Annotated in this window: 18 protein-coding genes; 11 read left to right on the top strand and 7 right to left on the bottom strand. The window is 62.5% G+C overall.

Going from position 1 to position 14,604, the window contains the following annotated elements:
- Nucleotides 1-92: 92 nt before the first annotated feature.
- From AD664_RS20330 to AD664_RS20285, 10 genes are all read left to right on the top strand, one after another.
- Nucleotides 93-1,067: a KpsF/GutQ family sugar-phosphate isomerase gene (locus AD664_RS20330; protein ID WP_042729879.1), complete on the top strand. Its 975-nt coding sequence runs from the start codon at nt 93-95 to the stop codon at nt 1,065-1,067.
- On the top strand, nt 1,068-1,592 hold the full coding sequence (locus AD664_RS20325; protein WP_053149135.1) for an HAD family hydrolase: 525 nt from the start codon (nt 1,068-1,070) through the stop codon (nt 1,590-1,592). It begins immediately after the preceding gene.
- A gap of 7 nt (nt 1,593-1,599) precedes the next feature.
- Complete coding sequence (lptC, locus tag AD664_RS20320; RefSeq protein WP_042729881.1) at nt 1,600-2,169, top strand: LPS export ABC transporter periplasmic protein LptC; 570 nt, start codon at nt 1,600-1,602, stop codon at nt 2,167-2,169.
- Nucleotides 2,156-2,701 (top strand): lipopolysaccharide transport periplasmic protein LptA, encoded by a 546-nt coding sequence (gene lptA, locus AD664_RS20315; protein ID WP_042729882.1) that lies wholly within the window; start codon nt 2,156-2,158, stop codon nt 2,699-2,701. The genes lptC and lptA overlap by 14 nt, the downstream gene beginning before the upstream one ends.
- Nucleotides 2,701-3,426, top strand: a complete 726-nt coding sequence (gene lptB, locus AD664_RS20310) for an LPS export ABC transporter ATP-binding protein (RefSeq protein ID WP_018614004.1) — start codon at nt 2,701-2,703, stop codon at nt 3,424-3,426. The genes lptA and lptB overlap by 1 nt, the downstream gene beginning before the upstream one ends.
- Nucleotides 3,427-3,590: 164 nt before the next feature.
- The gene (locus tag AD664_RS20305; protein ID WP_053149132.1) at nt 3,591-5,084 is read left to right on the top strand and encodes an RNA polymerase factor sigma-54; all 1,494 of its coding nucleotides are present in this window, start codon (nt 3,591-3,593) and stop codon (nt 5,082-5,084) included.
- Between the two features lie 76 nt (nt 5,085-5,160).
- A complete protein-coding gene (gene hpf, locus AD664_RS20300) occupies nt 5,161-5,469 on the top strand; it encodes a ribosome hibernation-promoting factor, HPF/YfiA family (RefSeq protein ID WP_003178005.1) in 309 nt (102 codons plus the stop codon).
- A 12-nt stretch (nt 5,470-5,481) separates the two neighbouring features.
- The gene (gene ptsN / locus AD664_RS20295) at nt 5,482-5,946 is read left to right on the top strand and encodes a PTS IIA-like nitrogen regulatory protein PtsN (protein WP_042729884.1); all 465 of its coding nucleotides are present in this window, start codon (nt 5,482-5,484) and stop codon (nt 5,944-5,946) included.
- A 2-nt stretch (nt 5,947-5,948) separates the two neighbouring features.
- A complete protein-coding gene (gene rapZ / locus AD664_RS20290; protein ID WP_053149129.1) occupies nt 5,949-6,806 on the top strand; it encodes an RNase adapter RapZ in 858 nt (285 codons plus the stop codon).
- Between the two features lie 15 nt (nt 6,807-6,821).
- Complete coding sequence (locus AD664_RS20285) at nt 6,822-7,097, top strand: HPr family phosphocarrier protein (RefSeq protein ID WP_053149126.1); 276 nt, start codon at nt 6,822-6,824, stop codon at nt 7,095-7,097.
- Here the strand turns inward: AD664_RS20285 and AD664_RS20280 are convergent.
- The 5 genes from AD664_RS20280 to pmbA form a co-directional block, all read right to left on the bottom strand.
- Nucleotides 7,076-7,708, bottom strand: coding sequence for a superoxide dismutase (locus AD664_RS20280; RefSeq protein WP_053149122.1), 633 nt, complete (start codon nt 7,706-7,708; stop codon nt 7,076-7,078). The two genes, AD664_RS20285 and AD664_RS20280, sit on opposite strands and share 22 nt — an antisense overlap.
- A 2-nt stretch (nt 7,709-7,710) precedes the next feature.
- Complete coding sequence (locus AD664_RS20275) at nt 7,711-8,151, bottom strand: hypothetical protein (RefSeq protein ID WP_053149119.1); 441 nt, start codon at nt 8,149-8,151, stop codon at nt 7,711-7,713.
- A gap of 26 nt (nt 8,152-8,177) precedes the next feature.
- Nucleotides 8,178-9,554: an aspartate ammonia-lyase gene (locus tag AD664_RS20270; protein ID WP_053149116.1), complete on the bottom strand. Its 1,377-nt coding sequence runs from the start codon at nt 9,552-9,554 to the stop codon at nt 8,178-8,180.
- Nucleotides 9,547-9,942 carry a hypothetical protein gene (locus AD664_RS20265; protein WP_053149113.1) on the bottom strand — a complete coding sequence of 132 codons (396 nt, stop codon included), beginning with the start codon at nt 9,940-9,942 and terminating at the stop codon, nt 9,547-9,549. The genes AD664_RS20270 and AD664_RS20265 overlap by 8 nt, the downstream gene beginning before the upstream one ends.
- A 130-nt stretch (nt 9,943-10,072) precedes the next feature.
- Nucleotides 10,073-11,419: a metalloprotease PmbA gene (gene pmbA, locus AD664_RS20260; protein WP_053149110.1), complete on the bottom strand. Its 1,347-nt coding sequence runs from the start codon at nt 11,417-11,419 to the stop codon at nt 10,073-10,075.
- 107 nt (nt 11,420-11,526) lie between these two features.
- Here pmbA and yjgA point away from each other — a divergent pair, with 107 nt between their 5' ends.
- Nucleotides 11,527-12,051 (top strand): ribosome biogenesis factor YjgA, encoded by a 525-nt coding sequence (gene yjgA / locus AD664_RS20255; protein ID WP_042729892.1) that lies wholly within the window; start codon nt 11,527-11,529, stop codon nt 12,049-12,051.
- A 174-nt stretch (nt 12,052-12,225) separates the two neighbouring features.
- Here the strand turns inward: yjgA and tldD are convergent, their stop codons facing one another.
- Together tldD and AD664_RS20245 are read right to left on the bottom strand one after the other, a co-directional pair.
- Complete coding sequence (gene tldD, locus AD664_RS20250; protein WP_053149107.1) at nt 12,226-13,668, bottom strand: metalloprotease TldD; 1,443 nt, start codon at nt 13,666-13,668, stop codon at nt 12,226-12,228.
- Nucleotides 13,669-13,673: 5 nt separating this feature from the next.
- Nucleotides 13,674-14,537, bottom strand: a complete 864-nt coding sequence (locus tag AD664_RS20245) for a carbon-nitrogen hydrolase family protein (RefSeq protein ID WP_053149104.1) — start codon at nt 14,535-14,537, stop codon at nt 13,674-13,676.
- Nucleotides 14,538-14,604 lie beyond the last annotated feature (67 nt).

Raw genomic sequence — 14,604 nt, 5'->3', positions numbered from 1 at the left:
CCCATTCACACAAAGCATGACGAACTTACGTGAGGGAATTGTTCATTGCCGCTATAATCGCCGCCTTTTCATCGGGCTATACGATTTCTGACATGAGCCAATCCAGCGACCTGATTCAATCGGCACAACGTACCATCCGCCTCGAGCTCGAAGCCGTACAAGGCTTGCTGCCCCATATCGACGCTGATTTCGTACGCGCCTGCGAGATGATTCTGGCCAGCAAGGGCCGCGTGGTCGTGGTCGGCATGGGCAAGTCCGGGCACATCGGCAACAAGATCGCCGCCACGCTGGCCAGCACCGGCACCACGGCATTTTTCGTCCACCCGGCCGAAGCCAGCCACGGCGACATGGGCATGATCACCCGGGATGACGTCATCCTCGCCCTGTCCAACTCCGGCTCCACCAATGAAATCGTCACGCTGCTGCCGTTGATCAAGCGCCTGGGCATCCAGTTGATCAGCCTCACCGGCAACCCCGACTCGCCCCTGGCCAAGGCCGCCGACGTGAACCTTAACGTGCATGTCGAGCACGAAGCCTGCCCGCTGAACCTGGCACCGACCTCATCCACCACTGCCGCGCTGGTCATGGGCGATGCCCTGGCCGTGGCCTTGCTGGAAGCCCGGGGCTTCACCGCCGAAGACTTCGCCTTCTCCCATCCCGGCGGCGCCCTCGGCCGGCGCCTGCTGCTCAAGGTCGACGACGTGATGCACGCCGGCCAGGAGTTGCCGCAGGTGCAGCGCGGCACCCTGCTCAAGGATGCCCTGATGGAGATGACCCGCAAGGGCCTGGGCATGACGGTGGTCCTGGAAGCCGACGGCAAGCTGGCCGGGATCTTCACCGACGGTGACCTGCGCCGCACCCTGGACCGCACCATCGACATCCACAGCGCCACCATCGACCAGGTGATGACGCCCCACGGCAAGACCGCCCGCGCCGAGATGCTCGCCGCCGAGGCCCTGAAGATCATGGAAGACCACAAGATCAACGCCCTGGTGGTCGTCGACGACGAAGACCGTCCGGTGGGCGCCCTGAACATGCACGATCTGCTGCGTGCGGGAGTCATGTAAATGAGCACAGACCTGTTGCAACGCGGCGAGGCCATCAAGCTGGCGGTATTCGATGTAGACGGCGTACTGACCGACGGTCGCCTGTATTTCCTCGAGGACGGCAGCGAGTTCAAGACCTTCAACACCCTCGACGGCCAGGGCATCAAGATGCTGATGGCCGCCGGCGTGCAGACCGCGATCATCAGCGGCCGCAAGACCCCGGTGGTCGAACGGCGCGCCAAGAATCTCGGCATCCCGCACCTTTACCAGGGGCGCGAGGACAAACTCGTCGTCCTCGACGAACTTCTGGGCCAACTCAACCTAAGCTATGAACAGGTGGCCTACCTCGGTGACGACCTACCGGACCTGCCGGTGATCCGCCGCGTCGGCCTGGGCATGGCCGTGGCCAATGCGGCCAGCTTCGTACGCGAGCACGCCCATGGCGTGACCACGGCGCGCGGCGGCGAAGGCGCGGCCCGCGAATTCTGTGAACTGATCCTGCGCGCCCAGGGCCGTCTCGAAGCGGCCAACGCCGCGTACCTGTGAGCCAATTATGCTGAGCAAGAAGATTCGCACCATCGTGGTGTTTGCCTGTATCGCGGCGATTTTCGCGGCGGTGGGCTACTGGAACATCAGCCCGGAACGGTTTCTCGACCAGCCCGCGCCGGTGGTCGAGGAAAAGATCGACTGGTATGCGACCAACACCCACACCCTGCAATACCTGCCCGACGGAAAAGTGCAGTACGAAATGACGGCCGACAAGGTCGACCACGTCAAGGCAACCGACATTACGCTGGTCACCACGCCGGACCTGAACATGTTCCGCGGCACCGAGTTTCCGTGGCACGTGCAGAGCAAGCGCGCCGAAGTCAATTCCGGCGGCACCGAAGTGGAGTTGATCGACTCGGTGCGCGTGGCCCGGACCGACGAGAAGAATCGCACGACCATCATCACCAGCACACGCATGACGGTGTTCCCGCAGCAACAATATGCGCAGACCGAGCAACCCGTTAGAATCGACGGCGCCGGGGGTGTATCGACCGGCACGGGAATGAAGGCGTATTTGAAGGAAAGCAGGATACACCTGCTATCGAACGTAAGAGGACAGTATGAAGCTCGCTAAAACCCTCCCTATTTTGCTCAGTCTGGGCGCAGCACTGGGAAGCGCGAGCGCCTGGGCTCTTCCCAACGACCGCGACCAGCCTATCCGTATCCAGGCCGACGACGCCCAATTGGACGACAAGAACGGCGTAGCCACCTACAAGGGCGATGTGATCATCACCCAAGGCTCGATGAAAGTGACTGGCAACACCGTGACCATCACGCGCACCCAGTCCGGCGACATCGACGTGGTGACCTCGGTCGGCAACCTGGCCTACTTCGAGCAGTTGCAGACCGCCGGCGACACCAAGCCCGTGCAGGGCTATGGCGTGACCATCCAGTACCACGCCTCCCAGGACCGTGTCGTTCTGATCGACCGCGCCAAGGTCGTCGACAAGGACAACAACGTCACCCAGGGCGAGAAGATCGTCTACGACACCAACAAGAAACTGGCCAGCGCCGGTCGCGCCACCGGCAGCAAGGTGACCGAGCAGCGCCCACGGATCGACATGGTGATCCAGCCCAAAAAGAAAACCGACCAGAAGGCCCAGTAATGGCAACTCTGAAAGCTCAGCACTTGGCCAAGAGCTACAAGAGCCGTCAAGTCGTGCGTGATGTCAGCCTGTCCATCGACAGCGGCCAGATCGTCGGCCTGCTCGGCCCCAACGGCGCGGGCAAGACCACCTGCTTCTACATGATCGTCGGCCTGGTCCAGGCCGATCAGGGTCGCGTACTGATCGACGACCTGGATGTCAGCCACCAGCCGATGCACGGCCGAGCCAAGGCCGGTATCGGCTACTTGCCGCAAGAAGCGTCGATCTTCCGCAAGCTGTCGGTCGCCGACAACATCATGGCGATCCTCGAGACCCGCAAGGAACTCGACAAGGCCGGTCGTCGCCAGGAACTGGAAAGCCTGCTGCAGGAATTCCATATCAGCCACATTCGCGACAACCTGGGCATGAGCCTGTCCGGTGGTGAACGGCGCCGGGTGGAAATCGCCCGGGCCCTGGCCACCGCACCGAAGTTCATCCTGCTCGACGAACCCTTCGCCGGCGTGGACCCGATCTCGGTGGGCGACATCAAGCAGATCATCCACCACCTCAAGGCCAAGGGCATCGGCGTGCTCATCACCGACCACAACGTGCGCGAGACCCTGGATATCTGCGAGACCGCCTATATCGTCAATGACGGCCAGCTGATCGCCGAAGGCGACTCCGCCGCCATCCTGGCCAACGACCTGGTCAAGGAAGTGTACCTGGGCCATGAGTTCCGCCTGTAAGCACAAGTGTCTGGCGAATCGCCGCGGGCATTGCTGATTTTATTATGGTGATGCCCTAGGCAAACACTTCAGTTTCAGGCATATAATTTGCTTAAGTTTGGCGCTCCGGCGCCCTGTAGTGGATGGCGCATGTGCGCCGGCGAATAAGGTGTTAAGCCCCTGCCATGAAACCATCGCTAGTCTTGAGAATGGGCCAGCAGCTGACGATGACGCCGCAGCTGCAACAGGCCATCCGCCTGCTCCAATTGTCGACCCTGGACCTGCAACAGGAAATCCAGGAGGCCCTGGAGTCCAACCCGATGCTCGAACGCCAGGAAGAAGGCGACGACTTCGACAACACCGACCCGCTGGCCGACAACGTCGAGCAAAAGACCAACACCGAGATTCCCGAACCGTCCTACCAGGAAGCCGCCCCGACGGTGGACAACCTCGAGGACGGCGAATGGAACGAACGCATTCCCAACGACCTGCCCGTGGACACGGCCTGGGAAGACGTCTACCAGACCAGCGCCAGCAGCCTGCCGAGCAGCGATGACGACGAGTGGGACTTCACCACCCGCACCTCCGCCGGCGAAAGCCTGCAAAGCCACTTGCTGTGGCAGCTGAACCTGGCGCCGATGTCCGACACCGATCGCCTGATCGCCGTCACCCTGATCGACTGCATCAACAACCAGGGCTACCTGGACGAGACCCTGGAAGAAATCCTGGAAGCCTTCGATCCCGAGCTCGACATCGAGCTGGACGAGATCGAGGCCGTTCTCCACCGGATCCAACAGTTCGAGCCGGCTGGCATCGGCGCCCGCAACCTGGGCGAATGCCTGCTGCTGCAACTGCGCCAGTTGCCGGCCAAGACACCCTGGCTGGCCGAAGCCAAGCGACTGGTCACCGACTACATCGACCTGCTGGGCGGCCGCGACTACAGCCAGTTGATGCGCCGCATGAAGCTCAAGGAAGACGAATTGCGCCAGGTCATCGAACTGGTGCAGAGCCTCAACCCGCGCCCCGGCTCGCAGATCGAATCCACCGAACCCGAATACGTGGTGCCCGACGTCATCGTGCGCAAGCACAACGATCGCTGGCTGGTCGAGCTGAACCAGGAGTCGGTGCCCAAGCTGCGGGTCAACGCCCAGTACGCCGGCTTCGTCAGGCGCGCCGACACCAGCGCCGACAACACCTTCATGCGCAACCAGTTGCAGGAAGCGCGCTGGTTCATCAAGAGCCTGCAGAGTCGCAACGAAACCCTGATGAAAGTGGCCACCCAGATCGTCGAGCATCAGCGCGGCTTCCTGGAGTACGGCGACGAAGCGATGAAACCGTTGGTCCTGCATGACATTGCCGAGGCAGTGGGCATGCACGAGTCGACGATTTCCCGGGTAACCACCCAGAAATTCATGCATACCCCACGGGGCATCTATGAATTGAAATACTTTTTCTCCAGCCATGTCAGCACCTCCGAAGGCGGCGAATGCTCGTCCACGGCCATCCGCGCAATCATCAAGAAACTGGTGGCTGCGGAAAATCAGAAAAAGCCGTTGAGTGACAGCAAGATCGCTGGTTTACTGGAGGCACAAGGCATTCAGGTGGCCCGCCGTACCGTCGCCAAGTACCGCGAATCCCTCGGGATCGCACCTTCGAGCGAACGCAAGCGGTTGATGTAACAGGCCACGCCACAGCGTTCCAGTGGCAGGCATTTCTGCCTGCCGCTTTATGCACTGGCAACGAAGGAGAAGCTGTATGCAAGTCAACATCAGTGGACACCAACTGGAAGTGACCGAACCCCTGCGCACCTATATCGGCGAAAAACTCGACCGATTGGAAAGGCATTTCGACAAGATCACTAATGTGCAAGTCACGATGAACGTCGAGAAGCTGCTGCAGAAAATCGAAGCCACGTTGCATATTCCCGGCGGAGAGGTGGTTGCCAATGCGGAGCACACAGACATGTATGCCGCGATTGACCTGCTGACCGACAAGCTGGATCGCCAACTCAAAAAGCATAAGGAAAAGACCCAGAGCCTCCTCCAGGGCGCTACCGGTCGTTAACCCCCCCAATCCATGATCCGACTAGAAACCATCCTGACCCCCGGCCGTTCCCTGGTGAACGCGCCGGGCGGCAGTAAAAAGAAAGCCCTCGAACAAATCGCCAACCTGATCCACCGCGAAGTGCCGGATCTGGAAATGCAGGACGTCTTCGAGGCCCTCGTTGCCCGTGAAAAACTCGGTTCCACCGGTTTTGGCAACGGCATCGCCATTCCTCACTGCCGCCTCAAGGGATGCACCTCGCCCATCAGCGCGTTGCTGCACCTTGAGGCCGCCATTGATTTCGACGCCATCGACGGCGCACCGGTCGACCTGCTGTTCGTACTGCTGGTCCCGGAAGCGGCGACCGATGCGCATCTTGAGCTGCTGCGCCAGATCGCCAGCATGCTGGACCGCAAGGAAGTGCGCGAAAAACTGCGCAGCGCACCGACTAACCAAGCCTTGTATCAGGTTGTCCTGGACGAGCAGAACGGTCATTAAACATGCGCATGATCATCGTCAGTGGTCGTTCCGGCTCCGGTAAAAGCACGGCCCTCAATGTGCTTGAAGACAGCGGCTACTACTGCATCGACAACCTCCCCGCCGGCTTGCTGCCGGAGCTGGCCGAACGGGCGATGATCCATACCGAGCTGGCGCAGCCTTTGGTGGCGGTGTCCATCGACGCGCGCAACCTGCCCAGCCACCTGTCGCGTTTCCCGGCCCTGCTCGAGGAAGTGCGCAGCCGGCACATCCAGTGCGATGTCTTGTACCTGGATGCCGATGAAGAAACACTGCTCAAGCGTTTTTCCGAAACCCGCCGGCGCCATCCGCTGAGCAACGCCAATCGCTCCCTGGCCGAAGCCATCGAGGACGAGAGCCTGTTGCTGGGGCCGATTGCCGACCTGGCGGACCTGAAGGTCAATACCACGAACCTGAACCTGTATCAGTTGCGCGACACCATCAAGTTGCGCCTGCTGAACCAGCCGGAGCCAGGTACGGCGTTCCTGGTGGAGTCGTTCGGGTTCAAGCGTGGCATGCCCGTGGACGCCGACCTGGTGTTCGACGTGCGCTGCCTGCCCAACCCTTACTGGAAACCGGAATTGCGCGAGCAGTCCGGGCTCGACCAACCGGTGATCGACTACCTGGCCGCACAGCCGGATGTCGAAGAGATGTACCAGGACATTTCCAGCTACCTGCTCAAGTGGCTGCCCCGCTTTGCCGCCAGCAACCGTGCCTACGTCACGATCGCCATTGGCTGCACGGGCGGCCATCACCGCTCCGTCTACCTGACCGAACGCCTGGGTCAGCTCCTGCAACAATCCCTGAAGAATGTCCAGGTTCGCCACCGCGACCTCAGTTAAAGGATTCACATCGCGATGCCTGCTCAGGAAATAGAAATCATCAACAAGCTGGGGCTGCACGCCCGGGCTTCAGCCAAATTCGTTGGCGTGGCAGGCCGGTTCAAGGACACGACTATCCGCGTCGGTCGGACGCCTGAAACCATGATCGACGGCAAGAGCATCATGGCCATGATGATGCTTGCCGCCGGCAAGGGCACCAAGATCCACCTGGCCACCGAAGGCGAAGAGGCGCAGGAAGCGATGGATGCCCTGGTGACCTTGATCAACAACTATTTCGACGAAGGCGAATGAGCGCCTAGCGCGGCCTCGTAGCGCCGCGCCACTTCTGGCCAGTTGATCACGTTGTAGAACGCGCTGATGTATTCGGGCCGACGGTTCTGGTAGCGCAGGTAGTAAGCGTGCTCCCACACGTCCAGCCCCAGGATCGGCGTATTGCCATTCATCAGCGGGCTGTCCTGGTTACCGCTGCTTTCCACCACCAAGGTATTTTGCGGCGTCACGCTCAGCCAGGCCCAGCCACTGCCGAAGCGGGTGAGCGCGGCCTTGGTGAAGGCTTCCTTGAAACGCTCCAGGCCACCCAGTTGCGTTTCGATCGCTTCGGCCAAGGCACCTTCCGGCCGCCCTCCCCCCTGGGGACTCATCACCTCCCAGAACAACGAGTGGTTGGCATGGCCACCGCCCTGGTTGATCACGGCGGCTTTCAGGTCCTGGGGCAATTGCGCCACACTGGAAACCAGTTTCTCGACGGGCCAGTTGGCGTATTCGGTGCCCTCTACCGCAGCGTTGAGGTTGTTGATGTAGGTCTGGTGATGCTTGGTGTAGTGGATTTCCATGGTCTGCGCATCGATGTGCGGTTCCAGGGCGTCGTAGGCGTAGGGCAATGCAGGCAAGGTAAAAGCCATTTTCAATGAACTCCGTAATGAACCGGGGCATTGCGCGGCCGCGATGAGGCGGCATCGCAGTGCAGCAGGCGTTGGGTGCGAGGGTATTCGCCGTGCTCGCTGATGAAATTCAGCAGTTCGACGTAGGTCTTGTGGCTCTGGCGCAGCGCCGCTGTACGCAGGGCCGGTGCCAGGCGTTCGTCCTGCATGGTTTGCAACAGGCGTTGGTGAATGGCGCACAGGTACTCGACACTCTCCTCCGGCTGGTTCAGGCACAAGTGCAGGTCCGCCAGGTTGTGATGGGAAACGACACAGGCAGCCACGGCTTCATCGGCGTCCGGCCAGCGCTCGAACAACACCTGGGCCAAGGCCAGTGCCTGCAGATAGGCCTCCCGGGCATCCACCCACTCGCCCAGCCTGAACCAGCGATTGGCGCGTTCGATCGTTCGTTTCCAGTGTTCCATGATCAATCCTCCACAGGTGTGTCGGGTTAAACGCCGCCAGCGGTGAGCTTCTCGGGGTCCAGCAGAACTTCGAGTTCGCTACGGCTCAGATGGGTGTGTTCCAGGGCGACATCGATGACCGGGCGACCTTGCCGGTAGGCCGTCTTGGCGATTTCAGCGGCCTTCTGGTAACCGATGATCGGGTTCAAGGCGGTAACCAGGATCGGATTACGCGACAACGCATCGTTGAGCCGGGCTTCGTTGACCTTGAACGTGGCGATGGCCTTGTCCGCCAGCAAACGGCTGGCAGTGGACATCAGGGCGATGCTGCTCAACAGGTTCTGGGCGATGATCGGCAACATCACGTTCAGTTCGAAATTACCGGACTGACCGGCGACGGTGATCACCGTGTCGTTGCCGATGACCTGGGCTGCCACCATCGCCGTGGCTTCGGGGATCACCGGGTTGACCTTGCCGGGCATGATCGACGAGCCCGGCTGCAGGCCTTCGAGCTCGATCTCGCCCAGGCCAGCCAGCGGCCCGGAATTCATCCAGCGCAGGTCGTTGGCAATTTTCATCAGCGACACCGCGGTGGTCTTGAGTTGGCCGGACACCGCCACGGCGGTGTCCTGGGAACCGATCAGCGCGAACAGGTGCTTGCCTGGAGTGAATTGCACCCCGGTCAATTGCGTCAGTTGCTGGCTGAACAGCTCGGCGAAACGCGGATGGGCATTGACCCCGGTGCCCACCGCCGTACCGCCCTGGGCCAGCGCTTGCAGGCTCGGCAGCAAGTCCTGCAGGTGACCGATGTTGGCCTTGAGTTGCTGCGCCCAACCCTCGAGCACCTGGCTCAAGCGCACCGGCATGGCATCCATCAGGTGGGTACGGCCGGTCTTGATGAACGGGTGGACCTGCACGGCCTTGTGCTCGATCACCTGCACCAGGTGCAGCAACGCCGGCAGCAATTGTTCATGCAGGGCCAGCGCGGCGCTGACATGAATGCTGGTGGGAATGATGTCGTTGCTGCTCTGGCCGCAATTGACGTGGTCGTTGGGGTTGATCGGCTCGCCCAGCAACCGGCTGGCGAGGGTGGCGAGCACTTCGTTGGCGTTCATGTTGGAGCTGGTGCCGGAGCCGGTCTGGAAGATGTCCACCGGGAAATGCGTCATGAAGTCGTCTTCGAGCAAACCCTGGGCGGCCTCCACGATCGCCTTGCCCTGGGCCGCGCTGATCTGCCCCAGCTCGACATTGGCCCGGGCGGCGGCAGCCTTGGCCAGGATCAGCGCGCGAATGAACTGCGCGGGCATGCGCTGGCCACTGATGGGGAAGTTATCCACGGCACGCTGGGTCTGCGCACCGTAGAGGGCCGCCTCCGGGACTTGAAGTTCGCCCATGCTGTCGCGTTCGATACGGGTATTACTCATCGGAAGATCCTTGCACCAGTTCAACAAGAGGGATCGACGGTTCCAAGGCGCAGGTCGCCAGCGCCCAGGCATGCGCCTGCCAACGCTTGAGGCGGCAGCCGCACAGGGATTGTCGTTCGAGGTCACGCAGGGGGCGCCACGCCTGGTCGAGGCAGAGGGTTCGCCAGTGCCAGGGCAACGCGACATCCGAAGCCGTGTCGAGCAGCAAACGGAAGGCCGTTTCGCCAATCATCCATGGCGAAGTGGCGGTGCAGCAGGCCAGGTAACGACCTTCGGCCAGGTAGTGCTCGATGAGCCGCGGCTCGTCCGGGTCCATTGCACAACGGATCTGGCGACTCATCCAGCGCCAGCTTTCGAGGTAGGGTTGCTCGTGCAGTGCGGAACTCATGACCGGGCCCTTGCGGAAAATGAGATTAATTATTAAATGATAATCAAACTCAATACAAGAGAAGTCCGCGGACAAAAAAAAAGCGCGTCCCCCCGTCAGGGGGAACGCGCCTTTTTCATTGTGCTGGCGATCAGCTGCCCGCCACCGTCATTCGTTCGATCAGCACCGAACCGGTGCGGATATTACTGCGCAGCTCCAAATCATTACCCACGGCGACGATCTGCTTGAACATGTCACGCAAGTTGCCGGCAATGGTCACTTCCTGGACCGGGAACTGGATCTCGCCGTTCTCGACCCAGAAACCCGCCGCGCCGCGCGAGTAATCACCGGTCACCATGTTCAGGCCATGGCCCATCAGTTCGGTCACCAGCAAGCCGCGCCCCATCCGCCGCAGCAACGCCGCCTGGTCTTCCTCGCCATGGGTCACGAACAGGTTGTGCACGCCACCCGCGTTGGCGGTGCTCGGCATGCCGAGCTTGCGGCCCGAATAGGTGCCGAGGATGTAGGACACCAGTTCACCGTTCTCCACGAACGGCTTGGCATAGGTCGCCAGGCCATCGCCGTCGAACGCGGAACTGCCCATGGCCTGCATCAGGTGCGGGCGTTCATCGATGGTCATCCATTCCGGGAACAGTTTCTGGCCCAGGGCGCCCTCGAGGAACGACGACTTGCGGTACAGGTTGCCGCCGGACACCGCCGACAGGAAGCTGCCGAACAGCCCCCCGGCCAGCTCGGCGGAAAACAGCACCGGCACTTCGCAGGTGGGGACCGGCCGTGCGCCGAGACGGCTGGCCGCCCGCTGCGCGGCTTTCTGGCCGATGCTCAGCGGGTCCGCCAGCAATGTGCCCTGGCGGTTCACGTCGTACCAGTAATCGCGCTGCATCTGGCCGTTCGCCTCGGCGATCATGACGCAACTGAGGCTGTGGCGCGTCGAAGCATAGCCGCCGATGAAGCCGTGGCTGTTGCCATAGACCCGGCACCCCTGGTGGGTATTGAGCGTCGTGCCGTCGGCATTCTTGATTCGCGCGTCGGCCTCGAACGCCGCCGCTTCGCAGCGCAGCGCCTGCTCGATGGCTTGTTCGGGCGTGATGTCCCAGGCGTGGAACAGGTCGAAGTCGCGCGCCTCCTTGCACATCAGGGCGGCGTCGGCCAGCCCCGAGGCTTCATCTTCGGACGTGTGCTTGGCAATCGCCAGTGCAGCGGCGACGGTTTCGCGAATGGCGTCCGGGCCGCTGGCCGAGGTGCTGGCCGAACCCTTGCGCTGGCCGACGTACAACGTGATGCCAAAACCCTGGTCGCGATTGAACTCGACGGTTTCCACCTCGCGCTGGCGTACCGACGTCGACAAGCCCTGCTCCAGCGACACCGCCACTTCACACGCGCTGGCACCCTGGCGCTTGGCCTCGGCGAGGATCTGCTCGACCTGCTCCTGCAGTGCCGGCAATGCTTGCGGGCCGACGCTCTGAACTGCACTCATTGGTTTTCTCCATCAAATTCGGCTTTCGGTTAGGCCTTCGAGCGACCGGGCCGGACAAGCGGCCCCCGACTGGTTATCATGGCGGCGTTTCTTTGCGGACTGCCACCATGGTTGATTCTTACGACGACGCCCTCTACGGGGGCGAAAAAAGCAAATCCCAGGTCAAACGCGAGCTGCATGCTCTGGTTGACCTCGGCGAGCGCCTGACAACACTCAAGCCTGACTTGCTGGCCAAACTGCCCCTGACCGACGCCTTGCGCCGGGCCTTGGCCGATGCGCCCAAGCACACCGCGAACATCGCGCGTAAACGGCACCTGCAATTCATCGGCAAACTGATGCGCGACCAGGACACTGACGCCATCCTGGTGCTGCTCGATCAACTCGATGCTTCCACCCGGCAATACAACGAACGTTTCCACAACCTGGAGCGCTGGCGCGATCGTTTGATCGCAGGCGACGACGGCACCCTGGAAAAATTCGTCATCGACTACCCAGAGGCCGATCGCCAGCAACTGCGCTCCCTGATCCGTCAGGCCCAGCACGAAGTGGCGCAGAACAAGCCGCCGGCCTCGAGCCGTAAAATCTTCAAGTACATCCGTGAGCTGGACGAAACCCAACGCGGTTTGCGCTGATCCCTCCCAACTTCACCCGCCTCCCTTTGGAGGCTGCCTTCATTGTGGCGAGGGAGCTTGCTCCCGCTGGGCTACGCAGTAGCCCCAAATGCGGTCGCTGCGCCCGAGGCGTCGGACCGACCGAGCGGGAGCAAGCTCCCTCGCCACAATGAGTTACACAAGCCTTGGCGCATTTCACGCACCGGTGCCACCCACGGTGATCGCATCGATCTTCAAGGTCGGCTGGCCAACACCCACCGGCACCGATTGCCCATCCTTGCCGCACGTCCCCACACCGCTGTCCAGCGACAGGTCGTTGCCGACCATCGACACCTTGCTCATCGCTTCCGGCCCGTTGCCGATCAGGGTCGCGCCCTTGACCGGCGCGGTGATCCTGCCGTCTTCGATCAGGTAGGCCTCGCTGGTGGAGAACACGAACTTGCCGCTGGTGATGTCCACCTGGCCGCCGCCGAGGTTGGCGCAGTAGATGCCTTTTTTCACCGAAGCGATGATTTCCGCCGGATCGCTCTGGCCGCCCAGCATGTAGGTATTGGTCATGCGCGGCATCGGCAGGTGCGCGTAGGACTCGCGGCGACCGTTGCCGGTGCGGGCGACGCCCATCAGGCGAGCATTGAGCTTGTCCTGCATGTACCCCTTGAGCACGCCGTTTTCGATCAGCGTGGTGCACTCGGTCGGGGTGCCTTCGTCGTCGACGCTCAGGGACCCGCGACGTCCGGCGAGGGTGCCGTCATCGACAATGGTGCAGAGTGTCGAGGCGACCTTCTCGCCCATGCGACCGCTATAGGCCGAACTGCCCTTGCGGTTGAAGTCGCCTTCCAGGCCGTGTCCCACCGCTTCGTGCAGCAGCACGCCGGACCAACCGGAACCCAGCACCACCGGCAGGGTACCCGCCGGTGCCGCAATGGCCTCCAGGTTGACCAGTGCCTGGCGCAGCGCCTCGCGGGCATAGCCCATGGCGCGATCCTCGTTGAGGAAGTAGCGATAGTCGGTGCGCCCGCCACCGCCATGGCCGCCCCGCTCGCGGCGGCCGTTCTGCTCGACGATCACGCTGACGTTGAAACGCACCAGCGGCCGCACGTCCGCCGCCAGGCCGCCGTCGGTGGAGGCCACCAGGATCCGCTCCCAGACCCCGGCCATGCTCACCGACACCTGCTGGATGCGTGGATCGAGGGCGCGGGTGGCGACGTCGATGCGCTTGAGCAACTCGACCTTTTCGGCGCGCGTCATGACTTCCAGCGGGTTGTCCGGTGCGTACAGCTGTGCCACGTCCTGGCTGCTGAAGGCCTGGACCGTGCCGTTCTGCCCGGCCCGGGAAATCGACCGAGCGGCACGGGCCGCGGCGCCCAAGGCCTCGAGGGTGATGGCATTGCTGTAGGCAAAACCGGTCTTTTCCCCGGACTGGGCACGCACACCCACGCCCTGGTCAAGGTTGAAGCTGCCTTCCTTGACGATGCCGTCTTCCAGCGACCAGGACTCGGAAATCTGGCCCTGGAAATACAGGTCGGCCGCATCGATGCCCGGGCCGGCCAGATCGCCCAGCACGCCTTGCAGGCTTTCGAGGGTCACGCCACCGGGGGCTAGAAGGTGTTCACTGACTGAGGACAACAACCCGCTCATATGTTCTACGCCTTGAATTCGTCGTCTTGGACAGGCCGCTGTCGAGCGCCCTGCGAGAAAAAGCGCCGATGGCTGGCCACCGGCATGCGCGCCCGGATGGACGCCTGTTCGCTGCTGTCGCGCTCGGCCACCAGCACGGCCTCGCCTTGATCCTGTTGCGCCAGCACGCGCCCCCACGGGTCGACAATCGCGGCATGGCCAAAGGTTTCCCGAGGCCCCGGGTGCACGCCGCCCTGCGCGGCCGCCAGCACATAGCACTGGGTCTCGATGGCCCGGGCGCGAATCAGCACCTCCCAATGGGCCTGGCCCGTCACCGCGGTGAACGCCGAGGGCGCGGTGATCAGCTCGGCCCCGGCTGCCCGCAGCTCGCTATAAAGCTCCGGGAAACGCAAGTCGTAGCAGACCGTCAATCCCACCCGGCCCACCGGGGTATCGGCGACCACCACCTGGCCGCCATAAGCATAGTCGTCAGACTCACGGTAGCGACCGCGATTGTCCGCCACGTCCACATCAAACAGGTGCAGCTTGTCATAGCGCGCCACGATCTCGCCCTGATCGTCGACCAGCAACGAACAAGCATGGGCCTTGGCCTCAGGTCGGCCCGCCGGCGGCAACGGCAACGTGCCTGCGACAATCCATAACCTGAGGTCGCGGGCGACCTGTTTCAACCAGGGCAGGATCGGCCCCTGACCAATGGCCTCGGCACGGCCGATGTCGGCCACGTCCCGCCGCCCCATGGCCGCGAAATTCTCGGGCAGCACCGCCAGCCTGGCGCCACTGGCAGCCGCCTGCTCCAACAGCACACGGGCTCGCGCCAGATTGGCGAGCACGTCGCTCTGGCTGACCATTTGAATCACGGCGATTGGCATGGTGCTTTCCTCATTGTCTGCATTCTTCCCCCTGTGGGAGCGGGCTTGCTCGCGAAAGCGGTGTGCC

It is taken from the genome of Pseudomonas sp. P97.38, assembly GCF_001269745.1.
Lineage (GTDB): Bacteria > Pseudomonadota > Gammaproteobacteria > Pseudomonadales > Pseudomonadaceae > Aquipseudomonas > Aquipseudomonas chlororaphis_E.
This window is presented reverse-complemented; position numbering and strand designations above follow the sequence as displayed.